General features: G+C 39.3%; 16 protein-coding genes. 12 read left to right on the plus strand and 4 right to left on the minus strand.

Annotated elements, in window-relative coordinates:
• Positions 1-53: 53 nt before the first annotated feature.
• The 4 genes from nrdD to nrdG all read left to right on the plus strand — a co-directional run bounded on the left by nrdD (position 54) and on the right by nrdG (position 3,804).
• Complete coding sequence (gene nrdD / locus ABZ559_RS00430; protein ID WP_367007667.1) at positions 54-2,258, plus strand: anaerobic ribonucleoside-triphosphate reductase; 2,205 nt, start codon at positions 54-56, stop codon at positions 2,256-2,258.
• Positions 2,259-2,548: 290 nt separating this feature from the next.
• The gene (locus ABZ559_RS00435; RefSeq protein WP_273413709.1) at positions 2,549-2,680 is read left to right on the plus strand and encodes a hypothetical protein; all 132 of its coding nucleotides are present in this window, start codon (positions 2,549-2,551) and stop codon (positions 2,678-2,680) included.
• Complete coding sequence (locus ABZ559_RS00440; RefSeq protein ID WP_018376116.1) at positions 2,680-3,183, plus strand: GNAT family N-acetyltransferase; 504 nt, start codon at positions 2,680-2,682, stop codon at positions 3,181-3,183. Before ABZ559_RS00435 ends, ABZ559_RS00440 begins: the two co-directional genes overlap by 1 nt.
• Before the next feature lie 9 nt (positions 3,184-3,192).
• Complete coding sequence (gene nrdG / locus ABZ559_RS00445; protein WP_273413716.1) at positions 3,193-3,804, plus strand: anaerobic ribonucleoside-triphosphate reductase activating protein; 612 nt, start codon at positions 3,193-3,195, stop codon at positions 3,802-3,804.
• Between the two features lie 381 nt (positions 3,805-4,185).
• On the opposite strand, the gene yaaA is transcribed toward nrdG, so the two are convergent.
• Together yaaA and treR are read right to left on the minus strand one after the other, a co-directional pair.
• A complete protein-coding gene (gene yaaA, locus ABZ559_RS00450) occupies positions 4,186-4,917 on the minus strand; it encodes a peroxide stress protein YaaA (protein ID WP_367006786.1) in 732 nt (243 codons plus the stop codon).
• 488 nt (positions 4,918-5,405) lie between these two features.
• Positions 5,406-6,125, minus strand: coding sequence for a trehalose operon repressor (treR, locus tag ABZ559_RS00455; protein WP_367006787.1), 720 nt, complete (start codon positions 6,123-6,125; stop codon positions 5,406-5,408).
• Between the two features lie 244 nt (positions 6,126-6,369).
• Here treR and treP point away from each other — a divergent pair, with 244 nt between their 5' ends.
• Together treP and treC are read left to right on the plus strand one after the other, a co-directional pair.
• A complete protein-coding gene (gene treP, locus ABZ559_RS00460; protein WP_367006790.1) occupies positions 6,370-8,340 on the plus strand; it encodes a PTS system trehalose-specific EIIBC component in 1,971 nt (656 codons plus the stop codon).
• A 99-nt stretch (positions 8,341-8,439) separates the two neighbouring features.
• Positions 8,440-10,059 (plus strand): alpha,alpha-phosphotrehalase, encoded by a 1,620-nt coding sequence (gene treC, locus ABZ559_RS00465; protein WP_367006792.1) that lies wholly within the window; start codon positions 8,440-8,442, stop codon positions 10,057-10,059.
• A 154-nt stretch (positions 10,060-10,213) separates the two neighbouring features.
• Here the strand turns inward: treC and ABZ559_RS00470 are convergent, their stop codons facing one another.
• Complete coding sequence (locus tag ABZ559_RS00470) at positions 10,214-11,194, minus strand: Gfo/Idh/MocA family oxidoreductase (RefSeq protein WP_367006795.1); 981 nt, start codon at positions 11,192-11,194, stop codon at positions 10,214-10,216.
• Between the two features lie 128 nt (positions 11,195-11,322).
• Between ABZ559_RS00470 and ABZ559_RS00475 the strand changes: the two genes are divergently transcribed.
• From ABZ559_RS00475 to dexB, 3 genes are all read left to right on the plus strand, one after another.
• Positions 11,323-12,177, plus strand: coding sequence for a helix-turn-helix domain-containing protein (locus ABZ559_RS00475; RefSeq protein ID WP_367006797.1), 855 nt, complete (start codon positions 11,323-11,325; stop codon positions 12,175-12,177).
• 128 nt (positions 12,178-12,305) lie between these two features.
• Positions 12,306-13,439 carry a sn-glycerol-3-phosphate ABC transporter ATP-binding protein UgpC gene (ugpC, locus tag ABZ559_RS00480; RefSeq protein WP_367006799.1) on the plus strand — a complete coding sequence of 378 codons (1,134 nt, stop codon included), beginning with the start codon at positions 12,306-12,308 and terminating at the stop codon, positions 13,437-13,439.
• A gap of 265 nt (positions 13,440-13,704) precedes the next feature.
• Positions 13,705-15,315 (plus strand): glucan 1,6-alpha-glucosidase DexB, encoded by a 1,611-nt coding sequence (gene dexB / locus ABZ559_RS00485; RefSeq protein WP_367006801.1) that lies wholly within the window; start codon positions 13,705-13,707, stop codon positions 15,313-15,315.
• Positions 15,316-15,760: 445 nt separating this feature from the next.
• On the opposite strand, the gene ABZ559_RS00490 is transcribed toward dexB, so the two are convergent.
• Positions 15,761-16,522: a DeoR/GlpR family DNA-binding transcription regulator gene (locus ABZ559_RS00490; RefSeq protein ID WP_367006802.1), complete on the minus strand. Its 762-nt coding sequence runs from the start codon at positions 16,520-16,522 to the stop codon at positions 15,761-15,763.
• Positions 16,523-16,780: 258 nt separating this feature from the next.
• Between ABZ559_RS00490 and lacA the strand changes: the two genes are divergently transcribed.
• Genes lacA through ABZ559_RS00505 form a run of 3 tightly spaced genes read left to right on the plus strand, consistent with a single transcriptional unit; the run spans position 16,781 to position 18,682 of the window.
• Complete coding sequence (lacA, locus tag ABZ559_RS00495) at positions 16,781-17,206, plus strand: galactose-6-phosphate isomerase subunit LacA (protein WP_273413735.1); 426 nt, start codon at positions 16,781-16,783, stop codon at positions 17,204-17,206.
• Positions 17,207-17,222: 16 nt separating this feature from the next.
• Positions 17,223-17,738 (plus strand): galactose-6-phosphate isomerase subunit LacB, encoded by a 516-nt coding sequence (gene lacB / locus ABZ559_RS00500; protein ID WP_273413737.1) that lies wholly within the window; start codon positions 17,223-17,225, stop codon positions 17,736-17,738.
• An 11-nt stretch (positions 17,739-17,749) separates the two neighbouring features.
• Positions 17,750-18,682 (plus strand): tagatose-6-phosphate kinase, encoded by a 933-nt coding sequence (locus tag ABZ559_RS00505; protein WP_367006806.1) that lies wholly within the window; start codon positions 17,750-17,752, stop codon positions 18,680-18,682.
• Position 18,683 lies beyond the last annotated feature (1 nt).

The raw sequence follows: 18,683 nt of genomic DNA on the forward strand, positions 1-18,683 counted from the left end.
GATATTGATTTTTTTCCCTCTCATGATATAATAGTTGAGCGGAGGATTTTATGATGATGACCTTGGAAAAAGAAAAAATAGTGACACGTTCAGACATGAAAGTTATTAAGCGAGATGGCCGCTTAGTGAATTTTGACGCAGATAAAATTTATAGTGCACTCTTGAAGGCAAGCAACAATGTGACCAAAATGTCACCATTGATTGAGGCTAAGTTGGAGGCTATTGCGGATCGTGTCATTGCTGAAATTTATGAACGTTTTCAAAATAATATTAAAATTTATGAAATTCAAAATATCGTTGAACATGAATTATTAGAAGCAAACGAGTATGCTATCGCTAAAGAATACATCAATTATCGGACAAAACGTGATTTTGATCGTGCTAAAGCGACTGATATCAACTTTACTATTGATAAATTACTCAATAAGGATCAAACGGTTGTTAATGAGAATGCAAACAAGGATAGTGATGTTTTTAATACACAGCGTGATTTAACAGCAGGTATCGTTGGTAAATCAATCGGTCTCAAGATGTTACCTGCCCACGTTGCGAATGCTCACCAAAAAGGTGATATTCATTACCATGACCTTGATTACAGTCCATACACACCGATGACTAACTGCTGCCTTATCGATTTTAAAGGGATGTTGGCGAATGGTTTCAAGATTGGAAATGCTGAGGTTGAAAGTCCTAAGTCTATTCAAACAGCAACAGCTCAGATTTCGCAAATCATTGCCAATGTGGCTTCAAGCCAGTATGGCGGTTGTACGGCAGACCGCATTGATGAATTTTTAGCACCATATGCGGAGCTCAATTATCGAAAACATCTCAAGGATGCACAAGAGTGGGTTGCTGAGGATAAGCGTGAAGATTATGCGCGTGCCAAGACTAAAAAAGATATCTATGATGCCATGCAAAGCCTTGAATATGAAATCAATACACTTTTCACTTCAAATGGGCAGACTCCATTTACTTCACTTGGTTTTGGTTTGGGAACTAACTGGTTTGAACGTGAAATTCAAAAGGCTATTTTGGAAATTCGCATCAAAGGGCTTGGTTCAGAGCATCGCACAGCCATTTTTCCTAAACTCATCTTCACGTTGAAGAGTGGCCTCAATAAAGAAGTTGGGACACCAAACTATGACATCAAGCAGCTGGCTCTTGAGTGTGCTACTAAGCGTATGTATCCAGATGTGCTCTCTTATGATAAGATTATCAGTTTGACAGGTTCTTTCAAGGCACCAATGGGCTGCCGTTCATTCTTGCAAGGATGGAAGGATGAAAATGGGGTGGAGGTCAACTCAGGCCGTATGAACCTTGGTGTTGTCACTGTCAACTTGCCTCGTATTGCTATGGAGTCAAACGGGGACTTAAATAAATTCTGGGAAATCTTCGACGAACGTATGGGAATTGCTAGGGATGCTCTTGTTTACCGCGTGGAGCGTGTCAAGGAAGCGACTCCTGCCAATGCTCCAATTCTCTACCAGTACGGTGCCTTTGGTCAACGCCTTGGAAAATATGACAATGTCGATGAACTTTTCAAACATCGTCGTGCTACGGTATCGCTTGGTTATATCGGGCTTTACGAAGTCGCTACTGTCTTTTATGGTGGAAATTGGGAACACAATGCAGAAGCTAAAGAATTTACGGTTTCTATCATTCGTGCTATGAAGAAGTTATGCTCAGATTGGTCTGATGAATACGATTATCATTTTTCGGTTTACTCTACCCCATCAGAAAGCCTAACAGATCGTTTCTGCCGTTTGGATACTGAAAAATTTGGCATCGTGGCTGATATTACGGACAAGGAATATTATACCAATTCATTCCACTATGATGTTCGTAAAAATCCAACGCCATTTGAAAAGTTGGACTTTGAAAAAGTTTATCCAGAAGCAGGAGCTTCAGGTGGTTTCATTCACTACTGTGAGTATCCAGTTCTTCAGCAAAATCCAAAGGCTTTGGAGGCTGTTTGGGATTACGCTTATGACCGTGTTGGTTACTTGGGAACCAACACGCCGATTGATAGATGTTATCAATGTGGTTTTGAAGGAGACTTTGAACCAACCGAGCGTGGCTTTACTTGTCCCAATTGTGGGAATAGCGATCCTAAGACGGTAGATGTGGTTAAACGGACTTGCGGTTACCTTGGCAACCCTCAAGCGCGTCCTATGGTAAACGGTCGTCACAAGGAGATTTCGGCCCGTGTTAAACATATGAATGGTTCAACAATTAAGAACCCAGGAGTTCATCAGTGATATTATGAGGCTGGGACTGAAGTCACCAGCTTCTTGTATTTTATGCTCTTTGAGGCCAATCTCAGATTTTGTCGCCATGATTTGATGAAGCTCTATAGTGCAAGTCATAAAGAAGTTTTTGGAATCCTTGAGCAGATTTTGGAAAGTTAGGCTTTACTTTTTATAGTTGTCCAATTGATGTGTTTTATCATTTTGTACGTCTCTCTAGAACAGAAAGTGATAGAGAAACTTTGAATTTCAAAGGCTATGAAAAGTTTATTTTTTTGTTTTTATCATAGAAGGAGAAGATAGTGGGAAAGTATCAATTAGATTATAAAGGTATGCAGCAAGTGGAACGGTTTCACGAGAAACATTCCAATGTCAAAAGCGATAAGAAAGCACGTGTACAGGCTTTATTAAAAAAAGTTGGGAAGAAGAAATAATGGAACTACGAAGACCAACTTTGGCTGACAAGGAAGCTGTCTTGGATATGATGACTGAGTTTGAAGCGACAGGCTCTAGAACTGATGGTGGTTTTTGGAATACTGAAAATTTTGACTACGAGGAGTGGTTGGTTGGAAATGCTCACGCAGAGATGGGGATTAATATTCCAGATGGTTGGGTGCCAGCTATTCAGTTTGTTTCTTTTGATAATGGCAGAGCAATTGGTTTTTTACATTTGCGGCTTGCCTTAAATGCGACTCTTTTGGAAAAAGGCGGTCATATAGGATATTCTGTTAGACCTAGTGAGCGCCATAAAGGATATGCCAAAGGGCAACTAAGGCAAGGTTTGCGACAAGCAGCTAAAAAAAATTTATCCAAGGTGTTAATTACTTGTGATAAAACCAATGAAGCTAGTCGAAGAACAATCTTGGCTTGCGGTGGTATTTTAGAAGATGTCAGGGAGGGAACTGAACGCTATTGGATAGATACGCTCAATAAATAGGAGGATGCAATGGTAGAGACATGGAATACGCCAAAACCCGGAGAGTGGAAATCAGAAGAACTTAGTCAGGGACGAATTATTGATTACAAGGCCTTTAATTTTGTGGATGGAGAAGGTGTACGGAACTCACTATATGTTGCGGGGTGCATGTTTCATTGTCAGGGATGTTATAATGTGGCTACATGGAATTTCAAAGCGGGCATGCCTTACACACAAGAATTAGAAGAGCAGATTATGGCAGATTTGGCGCAACCTTATGTTCAAGGTCTAACCTTGCTGGGTGGGGAACCTTTTCTGAATACAGGTATTCTTATTCCGCTTGTCAAACGAATTCGTAAGGAACTGCCTGAGAAAGATATCTGGTCTTGGACGGGCTACACTTGGGAAGAGATGATGCTAGAAACGCCAGATAAGTTAGAATTATTAAGTATGGTAGATATTCTGGTAGATGGACGCTATGATCGGTCCAAGCGCAACCTCATGTTGCAGTTTCGTGGCTCGTCAAACCAACGTATCATTGATGTGCAAAAATCTTTGGCTCAAGGTAAAGTCGTTATCTGGGATAAGCTCAATGATGGTGACCAAAATTTTGAGCAAATCAAACGTGACCGTTTAATATAAGTAAACTGGGCTGGGCGAAATGCCCAGTTTTTTAAGAGCGGTAATAGAGTGATTTCAAGGATATTGAAAACCTTTCCTAACTTTCTCGGTTGTCAACTTGTTTGATGTAGGACAACTTAAAAAACTAAATGTGCATTACTAAGCTATTCTGGATTGTCATTGCGTATAGGTTTTACAGAGGTCTGATTTCCACAAGTTATCCCCAGAAATAAGATAGAGTTATCCACAACTTGTGAATAAGTGTGGATAAAGCTGTGGGTTTTAGTAAGAACTAATATCCAAAGAGTGTCTAAATAAGCTTACAAAAAGCATTTTCAAAAAGAGACTTTTCCACAATTCCTGTTCATTTAGAGGAAATCTTGTGGAAAAGTCTTTTTCAATTTATGAAACTACTTTAACAAAAACAAGTTGTTCTTCAGTTGATAGGTCAGGGCGATAGCTAAAACCACCAAATGTTAGGGATTTAATCTCTGTAACAGTCTCTACAGAGGCTTTCACGGCTGCAGTTAAAAATTGTCCGCGTGCTTTTTTTGAAATTGTAGAATGTTTTTTGAGTTGCCCATCCTTTTCTTCCATGAAAATAACATTGACAAAATTTTTGCGAATAGAGGTGGAAAAAACCTCTTCAAACTCACTGGAAAGTAAAGAAATTACTACTTTGTTATTGGTGACGAAATTGTCAAACTCCTTACGCCAAAAGGCTTTTAGGGATTTGCCATCAATCTTAAAAGGCGTGTTGAAGTCTAGTCGGTGCGCAGCAATACTTTCACGCACGGGTATGATCCCGTATAAGGCACTTGTAATAAAAATATGCTCGTCTAAGTAAGCAAGTTCGTCTGTGGATAACTCTTCGCGGACAATGTGCCGATACATAAGACCGTTAAAGAGGTGTAGGGCCGGGTAGTTTGCTGCTTGATTGGTAACAAGAAGAGCCCAACGTTTGGCTTCTTCCTCGGCAGCAGGAAGGCTGAGTTTGTAGCATCTGGCTAGTTCATCTGTGGATAACTTTGCCAGTTCATGGGCAATAGCAGAGCTTTTTGAAGTTAGTGGCTTATGAGAGCTCTGAGTCAGAATTTTCATTTCTTTAGCAGTAGGAATTAAAAAGGTTATCATGCTTTTATTATCAAAAAATGTCTGAAGAATGTCAAGCGAGGAGAAACTGCAAACTTGCTAACAAGCAAGGCAAGTTCATCATTTTTGTAGAGAGTAAAAGTAGAATACTTTTAACTTGATAAAGGTGAAGAGAGGTGTTTTAAACTTTTTGAAATCCAATTCAGCTATTGTTGGCTTGATGAACTTCAATCTTATCTATCTTAGAACCTGTATTCACAGTTCAGTACCTCCATCTAATACTCTTCGAAAATCAAAATTATCCGTTGTCAACTTGCCTTGATGAACTCAAGTTCTATCGTCGGCTTCGTTTCCTAGGCTACTTTTGATTTTCATTGAGTATAAGGCTAGTTTTTGAGCTACTCCTCGTTAGTTTTTTTCAAAATACAGTCAGTATTCCCTCAAAAAACTACCTTGATTAGCAAAAAACTATCTCTTATATAAAAGCACTTCACTTGTAAATACAGGTTCTTAGTGTATGACATTGATTGTCATTGAGTATCGGTTTTTCTCCGAGCAAAATCAATAAATTTAAATTTTTCAAGTTTGTGTCGGCTCTCAGTGAATTGAAATTGCTGATTAGTGGTGAGATAGACTTTTGATTTAACAGAAACGACATGATGTTCAGAGCCGATGTCAAGGAGAATTTTATCTTGTTCAGTAAGTTGATCAATTGTAATTTCTTTTTGGGCATAAGCGATGTCTAAATGCAATTGATTTTCTAAGTAATTATAGATTGAACGCTCTGCTATTTCTCGTGTGAAATTTGGGACAATAGCCTTGCTAAGGTAATCAATATCAAGAACGGAGGCTGTCCCATCAACAACTCTTTGACGCGTTATGCGCCAAACAAGACTGTTAATAGGGAAACCTGTTAAGTCATTTAGTGCCTTGTTGATAATTACTTTATCAATGCTGATAACATTTGTTTTTGAGTTTATTCCCAATTTATTGACAAGTTCTTGGTAACTGGTAAGCTCTGAGACTGGAAAATTGATGTGTTCGTGCTTGATGATTTGAGAACCGGATCCATGGCGTTTTTGGATTAACCCTGCTTCAGCTAGTAGTGATAGGGCTTTACGAATCGTATCGCGACTAGCTTGGTAAATCTGAGTTAGTTCGGATTCGGTTGGGAGGTAGTCTCCAACGAGGTAGCTGCCGTTGTGGATGGATTCTTCGAGTTGTTTAAAGATATGCTCATATTTTTTCATGTTATTTTCCCTGTATAATGATGTCTAAACAAAAAATTAATTTTAAGTTGTTTTTATTTTACCATACAACTAGCTTGATTTAGGGTGAAAAATTATTTTTTTATCACAAACAACTTGCAGACAAATAAGTAAACGATTACAATATAGGTGTAAATCATCCGTACGTAAGATTTCGAGTCAAGTGAGATCAACTCTTGCTAATAAGGGCAAAAGCTCTGCTATTTTATAAAAAAGGAGTCCTATCATGGGAAAATTTGAAAAAGAAGCCCGCGAGCTGTTACAGGCAATTGGCGGTAAAGAAAATGTTGTCGCGGTAACCCACTGTGCAACTCGAATGCGTTTTGTTTTGGGAGATCCAAGTAAGGCTGATGTCAAAACAATTGAGAAAATTTCAGCTGTTAAAGGAACTTTCACAAACGCGGGGCAATTCCAAATTATTATCGGAAATGACGTGCCGATTTTCTACAATGACTTCTCTGCTGTTTCTGGCATTGAAGGCGTGTCTAAAGAAGCGGCTAAGTCAGCAGCCAAATCTAACCAAAACCCAATTCAGCGGGTGATGACCATGCTGGCTGAGATTTTTACACCGATTATTCCAGCCATTATCGTGGGTGGTTTGATTTTAGGATTCCGTAACATCCTCGAAGGGGTTCCGTTTGATTTCTTAGGCGGTAAAACAATTGTTGAGGTTTCCACTTTCTGGAGTGGGGTTAACCATTTCTTATGGTTGCCAGGTGAAGCGATTTTCCACTTCCTTCCAGTGGGGATTACTTGGTCTGTGACGCGTAAGATGGGAACGACTCAGATTTTAGGGATTGTACTCGGGATTTCATTGGTGTCTCCTCAGTTGCTGAATGCTTATGCAGTGGGAAGTACTTCCGCAGCAGAAATTGCGAAAAATTGGGTTTGGGACTTTGGTTTCTTTACCGTTAACCGTATCGGTTATCAGGCACAAGTTATTCCAGCCCTCTTAGCAGGTCTGTCCTTATCTTATCTTGAAATTTTCTGGCGGAAACGCATTCCAGAAGTGGTGTCAATGATTTTTGTTCCATTTCTGTCCTTGATTCCAGCTCTGATTTTGGCGCATACCGTGTTAGGTCCAATTGGCTGGACTATCGGTAAAGGTATTTCCTTCGTGGTTCTGGCAGGTCTGACTGGCCCTGTGAAATGGCTCTTTGGTGCAATTTTCGGTGCCCTTTATGCGCCGTTGGTTATTACTGGTCTGCACCATATGACCAATGCGATCGATACCCAGTTAATTGCGGACACAGCTACTCACACAACTGGCCTTTGGCCAATGATTGCCCTGTCAAATATTGCTCAAGGTTCAGGCGTCTTGGCTTACTACTGGATGAATCGTAAAAATGAACGTGAAGCTGAAATTTCACTTCCAGCAGCTATCTCAGCTTATCTAGGCGTTACAGAACCAGCCCTCTTCGGTGTCAATGTGAAATACGTTTACCCATTTGTGGCAGGAATGATTGGTTCTGGTATTGCAGGCCTTTTGTCAACAACCTTCAATGTTCAGGCTAACTCTATCGGTGTCGGCGGACTGCCAGGCTTCATGGCGATTAACACCAAATACATGATTCCATTCTTTGTTTGTATGGCAGTTGCTATCGCTGTTCCATTTGCCCTGACCATCTTCTTCCGTAAAGCAAATATTTTCACTAAAACAGAAGATGAAGGAAAAGAAGTAGAAGAAGCTTCAGCTGCTTCAACATCAGTGGAAGATGCACAAGTTCCATCAGGAACAAAAGTTATTCTGCAAAGTCCCCTCACTGGTCAAGCGCGTGAACTTAGCACTGCTGTTGACCCAGTATTTGCTCAAGGGGTTATGGGACAAGGCGTCCTTATAGATCCGACAGAAGGTGAATTGGTTGCGCCGGTAGATGGTATTGTTTCGGTGCTTTTCCCAACGAAACATGCTATTGGTCTTGTTTCTAAAGATGGTGTAGAAATTCTAATGCACATTGGTATGGATACGGTTAACCTTGATGGAAAAGGGTTTGAAGCTCATGTTAAACAAGGGGATCATGTCAAGGTTGGTGATAAGTTAATAAGTTTTGATATTTCAGCTATCAAAGAAGCAGGCTATCCAGTCGAAACACCAGTCATCGTGACGAATCAAGACACTTATCTTCCGACAGAAATGGTTTCACTTCCGACAGATATTGAGCGTGGTAGTGAGTTGATGACTGCAATGAAATTGTGATGACTGCTAAGGGTATCTTTTAAATTATTGGTCTAGCTTGTTTTTATCCTAAAAGTCGTTATAATTAGTGTGAAAACATCCATGAGAAAGGAATAGAGAATGTTTGATAGGACTAAAGTTGTGTACCAAATCTATCCCAAATCTTACAAGGACACGACAGGAAATGGTGTGGGGGATTTACGTGGTATTATTGAAAAACTCCCTTATCTTCGTGAGTTAGGGATTGATATGATTTGGCTAAACCCATTTTATCCAAGTCCTCAGCGTGACAATGGTTATGACATTTCAGATTACACTGCGGTGAATCCTGACTTTGGCACCATGGCAGACTTTGAAGAAATGGTGGCGGTCGGAAAAGACTTAGGCATCGAATTCATGCTGGACATGGTTCTCAACCACTGCTCGACAGACCACGAATGGTTCCAAAAAGCCTTGGCTGGCGACAAATATTATCAAGACTTCTTTATCCTTCGTGATCAGCCGACTGACTGGGTATCTAAGTTCGGTGGCAATGCTTGGGCGCCATTTGGTGATACGGGGAAATACTATCTCCATCTCTTTGATGTGACGCAAGCAGACCTTAACTGGCGCAATCCTCATGTTCGTGAAGAACTTTTCAAAGTCGTTAACTTTTGGAAAGATAAGGGGGTTAAAGGCTTCCGTTTCGATGTTATCAACTTGATTGGTAAAGATGAAGTCCTAGAAGACTGCCCTATCAATGACGGCAAACCTGCCTACACCGATCGCCCTATTACGCATGATTACCTCAAGATGATGAATAATGCTACCTTTGGAAAAGAAGAAGGCTTTATGACGGTTGGGGAAATGTCTGCTACGACCATTGAAAATTGCATTCTCTACACGGCTCCTGAGCGTGAAGAGTTGTCTATGGCTTTCAACTTCCACCACTTGAAAGTGGATTACAAAGATGGTCAAAAATGGACTATTATGGATTTTGACTTTGAAGAACTCAAACGTCTCTTCCATACTTGGGGAGAAGGAATGAGTGAAGGCAATGGTTGGAATGCGCTGTTTTACAATAACCACGATCAGCCGCGTGCCCTCAATCGTTTTGTGGACGTGAAAAATTTCCGCAATGAAGGAGCAAGCATGCTGGCGGCCTCTATCCACCTTTCTCGAGGCACACCTTATATCTACATGGGAGAAGAGATTGGGATGATTGACCCAAATTATGATTCTATGGCAGACTATGTGGATGTTGAGAGTCTCAATGCTTATCAAATCATGTTGGACGAGGGCAAATCTAAAGAAGAAGCTTTCAAAATTATCCAAGCTAAATCTCGTGATAACTCGAGAACCCCAATGCAGTGGGATGATAGCCAAAATGCAGGCTTCTCAACAGGGACACCTTGGCTAAAAGCGGGCAAGTCTTATCCAGAGATTAATGTGAAAAATGAGATGAACGGCCCAATCTTTACCTTCTATCAAGACTTGATTCGATTACGTAAAGAGATGCCTTTAATCGCAGAAGGAGACTATAAGGCGGCTTATAAAGATAGTGATAAGGTTTATGCCTTTGAGCGTCAGCTTGGCGATGAAAAACTCCTTGTCTTAAACAACTTCTTTGCTGAGGAAGTAACCCTTGACCTAGCTGATTATGCCTCAGGTCAAGTTTTGATCAGCAACTATAAAGACAATGTCTTAGCAGATCAGATTACCCTCAAACCTTATCAAACCCTTACTATTTTAAAAAAATAAAATGTGTGTTATCCAGTAGTAAGAGTGGAAATAAGATGAGATTTAACTAAAAAGAGAAGGGTTAAGTAATAATATCCTTCTCTTTTTAGTTTCTAATAGATAATATTGTAAAACTCTTCCCCAATCATTTATTTTGGTGGAAGAGTTTTGTGATTTATTCTTCTTCTGGATAGACTAAGCCCCAGTCTTTTCTGAGTTTGGTCATGATAGCCATCACTTCTTGGCTATAAGCCAGGTGCATCTCATTTTCGATACCAGCGACAGCTTTTTCCATATCTTGGACCTCATAGGAGAGGGCTTGACTGGTGTCTCCTGCTTCAATGATATCTTGGTGGCCATCTTCTGTATAGGTGATGATGGCTTTTTGACCACGAGGGTATTCATAAAGTTCAATGTAGCCTTTATCGTAGGCAATGGTACCGCGTTTAGGTTGTTTAGCGTGTAAGGTAAGGGCAATAGTAGCCATTTCTCCTTTGGGATTACTTAATAAAATTCCCACCTGTTCATCAACCCCAGTTGGTGCTAATTTTACTTGAGAGCTGATTTGATCAGGCGTTTCAGACATAAACCAGCGAACAAAAGATAGGGCATAAACCCCAATGTCAAGGAGGGCTCCACCAGCTAGATTTCTATTAAAGAAACGATTGGTCATGTCGTAATCTTTATAGCTTCCAAAGTTCATTTGAATCATTTTTAGATCCCCCAAGGCTTGTGATTGGACCAGTTCGCGGAGACGGTGGTAAATAGGCATATGGAAAATAGTCATCGCTTCAGCAAGAATGACTTGGTTTTCTTCGGCAAGCGCGATAGCCTCTTCCAGTTCCTCTGAATTGAGTGTAATAGACTTCTCACAAAGGACGTGCTTTCCTGCTGACAAGGCCTTTCTTAGATAGTTAATATGGGTATTATGCGGGGTTGAGATGTAAATAATATCTACCTCAGGATCTTCAAATACTTCATCAATGGTTTGATAAACTTTCTGAATGCCATATTTTTGAGCAAACGCTAGACCTTTATCATAGGTACGATTGGCAACGGAGTAGAGGTTGCCACCTAGCGACTGCAAAGCTTGAGCTAATTCATTAGCAATGACCCCAGTTCCTAGGGTAGCCCATTTGTATTGTGTTTTATTCATAAATAAAACCTCCTTGATTTTAGTATAGCATTATTTTTGTAAAAGGGTGTCATCCGCTTTGCAGGAAATACTGATTTTTTTGTGACTATGTTATAATGATTGTATGAATTCAAGAGAAGTGAGCTACTATGAAAATTGAAACATTATTTCCAGAGGCAGTGATTCGTCAAGATAGAGATTTGTCACTGGTTCAGGATTACTTAGAATTATTGTTAGACGAGCAGTATGTTTATTTGCCAAAGGCATCCTTATCAAAACGTGAACAGCTTTTATTAGGACTATCCTCCAAAAGTTTGCTAGGAGAGCCACAGATGGTTGATGCATGGCAGACTTATTTTTTACAAAAGCAGGGAAGAATTCCTCAAAGTTTTGAATGTGTTCAAATGGTTTACATTGAGCACCGACAGCCATTGTCACAGGAACTGAAGGAATTTTTTACTAGTTTATTGGTTAATTTGGAGGCTTTAGTTGATCTGTCTCCAACGCGTACCTTACTTCTACTTAATCAAGAAACATTCTTTGATGTTGAAACACTTGTTCAGGATATTTTACCGACGATTGAGAGTGATTTCGGGATGAAGTTGACGGTATTTTTTGGTAATAGTTGGACAAAACTTAAGGGTGATGAATTGCGGATTTATTTTGACAATGAAAACAGTCTCTTTTCTGAGTTTATTCACTACAAGTCAGACGAAAATCTAATTTCTTTCTCGCAGGCTATTCTTTGGGGACTAGCTCATAGAAGCAATCTCTCAGCTATCAAATCCAAAATTTTGCAAGATATTAATGAGAGTAAAGATATTAGAGACATCATCGTAACGATGTGGGAAGAGCATGGCAATTTAGTTCAGACGGCTCAAAAACTTTTTATTCATCGGAACTCTCTGCAATACAAGTTGGATAAATTTGCCAGCTTGTCGGGACTTAACTTGAAAAAATTAGATGATTTGGCCTTTTGTTATCTCCTCATTTTGACGGATTGATTTTTAGTCACCTTGCACAAAAGACTTTGTCAGGGATGACTATACCATGAAAACGTTATCTTTGTTATAATGAAACCATCAAATAAGAAGCTCTGTTATTTTCCAGAGCAATGAAAAAGGAGCCTATCATGGTTGAATTAAATCTAAATCACATCTTTAAAAAATATCCAAACGCAACTCACTATGCTGTTGAAGATTTTAATTTGGATATTAAAGACAAAGAATTTATCGTTTTCGTTGGTCCTTCAGGTTGTGGTAAATCAACAACACTTCGTATGGTGGCAGGTCTTGAAGATATCACTGAGGGTGAATTGAAGATTGATGGTGAAGTAGTTAATGACAAAGCACCAAAAGACCGTGACATTGCCATGGTTTTCCAAAACTATGCCCTTTACCCACACATGACTGTTTACGATAATATGGCTTTTGGCTTGAAATTGCGTAAATACTCTAAAGAAGATATTGACAAACGTGTGAGAGAGGCTGCTCAAATCCTTGGTTTGACTGAGTTCTTACAACGTAAACCAGCAGATTTGTCAGGTGGTCAACGTCAACGTGTAGCTATGGGACGTGCTATTGTTCGTGACGCCAAAGTATTTTTGATGGATGAGCCTTTGTCAAACTTGGATGCTAAATTGCGTGTATCAATGCGTTCAGAAATTGCAAAAATTCACCGTCGTATTGGGGCAACTACTATCTACGTTACTCACGACCAAACAGAAGCCATGACTTTGGCTGACCGCATTGTCATTATGTCTTCCACTAAGAATCCAGATGGTTCAGGTACTATTGGTCGTGTTGAACAAATTGGATCTCCACAAGAACTTTACAACCAACCAGCTAATAAATTTGTTGCCGGATTTATCGGAAGTCCAGCGATGAACTTCTTTAATGTCACTGTTGAAAAAGATCGTCTTGTTAGCAAAGATGGCTTTACTCTCGCTCTTCCTGCTGGTCAAGCTAAGGTTCTTGAAGGTAAAGGTTATCTTGGCAAAGAAGTTATCTTTGGTGTTCGTCCAGAAGACGTTTCAAGCAATCTTATTGTTCAAGAAACTTATCCAAACGCAACTGTTACAGCAGAAGTCATGGTATCTGAATTGCTTGGTTCAGAAACAATGCTCTATGTTAAAATTGGTGATGCAGAGTTCGCTTCTCGTGTAGATGCACGTGATTTCCACAACCCAGGAGAAAAAGTTTCTCTTACATTTAACGTAGCTAAAGGACACTTCTTCGATATTGAGACAGAACAAGCAATTCGTTAAGGACCTCCTAAAGAATGAAATCCTCAAGCTTTTGGGGATTTTCTTTTCGGGGGAGATGCAAACGATTGCATTTTAAAAGAATTTTTACTAATACTAAAAAAAATTCAGAATCAGGCTAGGCCTCAAAACAAGATAGTACTGGTGTAAGGTACAGAGGGTAAAGCCAACATTTAGGTTGATTTTAGTGGTTTTGAACGTCAGAACAGTATTTTTATACTAATTGCTATTGAATACAAATGTTAACAGAAGAAAGCGAGATAATGTGATGAAAAAACATTGGTGGCATCAAGCGACAATATATCAAATCTACCCTAAGTCTTTTAAGGACTCTAACGGTGATGGTATTGGGGATTTAAAAGGGATTACGAGTAAGTTGGATTATTTACAAAAGCTAGGAATTACAGCTATCTGGTTATCTCCTGTTTATCAAAGTCCGATGGATGATAATGGTTATGATATTTCAGATTATCAGGCCATTGCCGATATCTTTGGTGATATGGCTGATATGGATGAATTACTAGCACAAGCCAATCAGCGAGGCATCAAAATTATTATGGATTTGGTGGTTAACCATACCTCTGATGAGCACGCTTGGTTTGTAGAAGCGCGTGAACATCCAGATAGTGATGCGCGTGATTACTATATCTGGCGTGATCAGCCCAATGATCTGGACTCTATTTTTGGAGGGTCTGCTTGGCAATACGATGACAAATCTGGCCAATACTATCTTCATTTTTTCAGCAAAAAGCAGCCTGACTTGAATTGGGAAAATGCTGCCCTCCGTCAAAAAGTCTATGATATGATGAATTGGTGGATTGACAAGGGGATTGCTGGTTTTCGTATGGATGTTATTGACATGATTGGAAAAATTCCTGATCAAAAGATTGCTAACAATGGTCCAAAACTTCATGATTACTTGAAAGAAATGCATCAAGCGACTTTAGCTGGAAAAGACTTGCTGACAGTTGGGGAAACTTGGGGAGCGACTCCTGAAATTGCTAAAAAATACTCTAGCCCAGCTGAGGAAGAATTATCTATGGTCTTTCAGTTTGAGCACATTGGGTTGCAACATAAGCCAAATTCGCCTAAATGGGATTATGAAAAAGGCTTAAATGTTCCAGCGCTTAAGGATATTTTTAACAAATGGCAGACTGAACTAGAGCTGGGTCAAGGTTGGAATTCGCTTTTCTGGAACAATCATGACCTGCCTCGCGTCTTGTCAATCTGGGGTGATACGGGCACCTATCGTGAAAAATCAGCCAAAGCGCTAGCTATTGCCCTCCACCTTATGCGTGGCACACCTTACATCTATCAAGGTGAGGAAATTGGCATGACTAACTATCCTTTCAAAGATTTGGGAGAACTTAATGACATTGAGTCTTTGAATTTTGCTGCTGAGTCTTTGGAAAATGGCAGAGCGATTTCAGAGATTATGGACAGTATTCGCATGATTGGTCGTGATAATGCTAGAACACCAATGCAGTGGGATGCTGACGCTAATGCTGGCTTTTCTAGCAGTCCTCAGACTTGGCTCCCAGTCAATCCAAACCATACACAAATCAATGTTGAAGCTGCGTTGGCTGATCCAGATTCAATCTTCTACACTTATCAAAAGCTCATCAAGCTTCGCAAGGAGAATGATTGGCTAGTTGATGCTGATTTTGAACTTCAAGAAACTACAGATAAAGTTTTTGCCTATAAACGCGTGACAGCTGATGCTAGTTATCTAGTCGTTATTAATCTTTCTGGAGAGGCTCAACCCTTTGACTTAGATATAGATTACCAAGAAACTATTATAACTAATACCTGTGAATTTGAAGTATTTGAAAAGCTTCAACTTCAACCTTGGGACGCTTTCTGCGTTAAGGTCGGATGAGGCATAAGCAAAGTGGAGTTTTAGTTTGATGATATAGTTTCTCAGCCTATTTTTGATGGCTGTGTTGATTTGCATTTTTGAACGATACACATCTGCAACCCACTACTGTTTCACATTAAAGAAATTGCAAATTGTAAAAAACACGATTTAATTCCATGCAATATGGTAATTAAGTCGTGTTTTTTTGTGAACTTCAAATAATAGAATTTTTATCATCACCTAAATCTCAAAGAAAATCAACATTAGACTAGATAACAGACGTAGGTAGCATTTATGCTAATACTCTTCGAAAATCAAAATTATCCGTTGTCAACTTGCCTTGATGAACTCAAGTTCTATCGTCGGCTTCGTTTCCTAGGATACTTTTGATTTTCATTGAGTATAAGTATAATTACTAAACCTTAGTTAATCCTAATTGGCAAGGGCTGTGACAAATCTGAGAGTTTTACTTAGAGGCGTGATTGATTTTTGTGAATTGGCTGTAGTGGTCAACCTTGTCCTTAGAGATGTTAGAGTCTGTAATAACGCAGTCAAAATTTCTAGTTTCATAAAACACATAGAAGTCATAAGAATCAAATTTATGATTGTCAACTAGAAGGTACTTTTCAATAGATTTGCTTAGGGCAAGCTGCTGGATGAGTCCTTCCGCTTCACTATATGTCGCAACAGCATTTTCAAATACAGCATTAGCACTAATGAAAGCCTTTGAAAATGTTAATGACTGGATATTGTTGCTAGCGAGTGATCCTACAAATGCTCCAGTAATTGGTCGGTATTCACCACCTATGAGTAATAAATCAATATCAGCACAATCCTTTAAAATGTCAAAGACAGGCAAGCTGTTGGTTACAATTCGTATTTTTCTAGTTGTTAATTCTTTTGCCAAGCTTTCAAGTGTTGTACCCGGGCCGATAAAAATTGTTTCACCATCAGTTACTAGTTGGCTAGCAAATTTAGCGATTTCTTTTTTTTCTTCAACCTGTAAGTCGTGTTTTTCGTTATTAGACTTTTCTTGCTTATCTAGAAGCTTGATGCTCTGAGCTCCTCCGTGTACACGAATAAGCTGGTTATTTTTTTCTAGTTCAGCCAAATCACGACGGACGGTCATGTCTGAAATCCCTAGTTCTTTAATGATCTCGTTAACGGTAATGACAGCTTGTTTGTTAAGTTTTTCAAGTATCCAATTTAGTCTTTCTTTTTTTATCATCAGTTCTACCTTACCATTCATACTTTGCTTATATTATAGCATATAAAATAAAATAATAACATTTACAAACAGAAAGAAACAAAAATATATTTGTTTTATTTTGGTGTTTCTTATCAAAAAGTCAATGAAATGGGGGAAAGAATAAAAAAAACGTAATTTTGTATCAAACAAAAATAAACAAAAAACACTTGACAAGGTGTTTGATTTAGTATATTATTATTTTGCAAACAAACAAAAACAAACAAAAGGAGAATGAAAATGACAGTTATTCTTGGTTCAGATGCCGCAGGTGAAACTTTGAAAAATATTATCAAAGATTACTTGCTTGCAAATGATTATGATGTTAATGATGTGACAGATGTGACTAAAGATTTTGTTGATAATACGCTTGCTGTTGCGGCGGGTGTCAATGCGGCTGAGGGCAATCTTGGCATTATGATTGATGCTTATGGTGCTGGTAGCTTTATGACAGCAACTAAAATCAAAGGTATGGTCGCAGCGGAAGTTTCAGATGAACGCTCTGCTTACATGACACGTGCTCATAATAATGCTCGTATGATTACCATGGGTGCAGAAATTGTTGGTGTTGAATTAGCTAAAAATATCGCTAAAGGATTCTTGGAGGGTCACTATGACGGCGGTCGTCACCAAATCCGTGTCGATATGTTGAATAAAATGTGTTAGGAGCGAGGAAGATAAAATGAAAATTGCAATTGGATGTGACCATATCGTAACAACAGAAAAAATGGCAGTGTCAGATTTCTTGAAATCAAAAGGCTATGAGGTTATTGATTGTGGAACATATGACCACACACGTACACATTATCCTATCTTTGGTAAAAAAGTCGGTGAAGCGGTGACAAGTGGTCAAGCTGACTTAGGTGTTTGTATCTGTGGAACAGGTGTTGGGATTAACAACTCTGTCAACAAAGTTCCAGGTATTCGCTCAGCTTTGGTTCGCGATATGACAACAGCGATTTACGCCAAAGAAGAATTAAATGCCAATGTCATCGGTTTTGGTGGCAAAATCACTGGTGAATTGCTCATGTGCGATATTATTGAAGCCTTTATCAAAGCTGAATACAAACCAACAGCAGAAAATAAAGCTTTGATTGAAAAAATGGCACAAGTCGAAACGGTTAATGAGGACCAAACATCACCAGATTTCTTTGATGAATTTCTTGAAAAATGGGACCGTGGCGACTATCACGACTAGGAGAAAATCAGATGATTCTTACCGTAACATTGAATCCGTCAATTGATATTTCTTATCCGCTTGATGAACTAACTTTGGATACGGTCAATCGTGTTTCTGAGGTTAAGAAAACAGCAGGTGGTAAGGGTTTGAACGTCACACGTGTGCTGTCAGAAATAGGTGACAATGTGACTGCGACAGGCTTTATCGGTGGAAAGCTCGGTGACTTTTTAACAAGTAGGCTTGACCAAAATGGTATCCAACATCGCTTTTTCAAAATTCACGGAGAAACCCGCAACTGTATTGCGATTTTACATGAAGGCTTGCAAACAGAAGTCTTGGAAGCAGGTCCGATGATTGACCAAGATGAGGCAGATGGTTTTCTTAATCATTTTCGTTACCTTTGCCCGTCTTATGATGTTATCACGATTTCGGGAAGTCTTCCAGCGGGGCTTGAAAACGGTTATTATCAAAAAGTCATTGGACTTGCTAACTTGCAAGATAAAAAGGTGGTGCTAGATTGTTCTGGTAAGGCTTTGGAAGCTGTTTTAACAGGTGATGATAAACCGTTTGTTATCAAGCCAAACACAGAAGAATTATCACAGCTTGTTGGAAGAGAAGTGAGTGATAATGAGGCTGAGTTAAAAGAAATCTTGCAAGATGATTTGTTTGCAGGGATTGACTGGGTGGTTGTTTCACTAGGTAGCAAAGGGGCTTTTGCCAAACACGGTGACCACTATTATCGCGTTACTATTCCAAAAATCGATGTGGTCAATCCTGTCGGTTCTGGTGATTCAACGGTGGCTGGCATTGCGTCAGCGATTATCCATAATTTCTCCGATGAAGATTTCTTACGCCATGCGAATGCCCTTGGCATGCTTAATGCTCAAGAAAAAATGACAGGTCATGTCAATATGACAAATTACGAAAACTTATTTAATCAAATTCAGGTAGAAGAGGTATAAG

It is taken from the genome of Streptococcus sp. ZY19097, assembly GCF_040731245.1.
GTDB classification, from domain to species: Bacteria; Bacillota; Bacilli; order Lactobacillales; family Streptococcaceae; genus Streptococcus; species Streptococcus orisratti.

Coding starts and splice junctions, on each gene's coding strand:
- ABZ559_RS00440 (WP_018376116.1), top strand. CDS start 2,680: ATGGAACTACGAAGACCAACTTTGGCTGACAAGGAAGCTGTCTTGGAT.
- nrdD (WP_367007667.1), top strand. CDS start 54: ATGATGACCTTGGAAAAAGAAAAAATAGTGACACGTTCAGACATGAAA.
- ABZ559_RS00475 (WP_367006797.1), top strand. CDS start 11,323: ATGAAAATTGAAACATTATTTCCAGAGGCAGTGATTCGTCAAGATAGA.
- ABZ559_RS00490 (WP_367006802.1), bottom strand. CDS start 16,522: ATGATAAAAAAAGAAAGACTAAATTGGATACTTGAAAAACTTAACAAA.
- dexB (WP_367006801.1), top strand. CDS start 13,705: ATGAAAAAACATTGGTGGCATCAAGCGACAATATATCAAATCTACCCT.
- nrdG (WP_273413716.1), top strand. CDS start 3,193: ATGGTAGAGACATGGAATACGCCAAAACCCGGAGAGTGGAAATCAGAA.
- ABZ559_RS00505 (WP_367006806.1), top strand. CDS start 17,750: ATGATTCTTACCGTAACATTGAATCCGTCAATTGATATTTCTTATCCG.
- treR (WP_367006787.1), bottom strand. CDS start 6,125: ATGAAAAAATATGAGCATATCTTTAAACAACTCGAAGAATCCATCCAC.
- treP (WP_367006790.1), top strand. CDS start 6,370: ATGGGAAAATTTGAAAAAGAAGCCCGCGAGCTGTTACAGGCAATTGGC.
- lacA (WP_273413735.1), top strand. CDS start 16,781: ATGACAGTTATTCTTGGTTCAGATGCCGCAGGTGAAACTTTGAAAAAT.
- treC (WP_367006792.1), top strand. CDS start 8,440: ATGTTTGATAGGACTAAAGTTGTGTACCAAATCTATCCCAAATCTTAC.
- yaaA (WP_367006786.1), bottom strand. CDS start 4,917: ATGATAACCTTTTTAATTCCTACTGCTAAAGAAATGAAAATTCTGACT.
- lacB (WP_273413737.1), top strand. CDS start 17,223: ATGAAAATTGCAATTGGATGTGACCATATCGTAACAACAGAAAAAATG.
- ugpC (WP_367006799.1), top strand. CDS start 12,306: ATGGTTGAATTAAATCTAAATCACATCTTTAAAAAATATCCAAACGCA.
- ABZ559_RS00470 (WP_367006795.1), bottom strand. CDS start 11,194: ATGAATAAAACACAATACAAATGGGCTACCCTAGGAACTGGGGTCATT.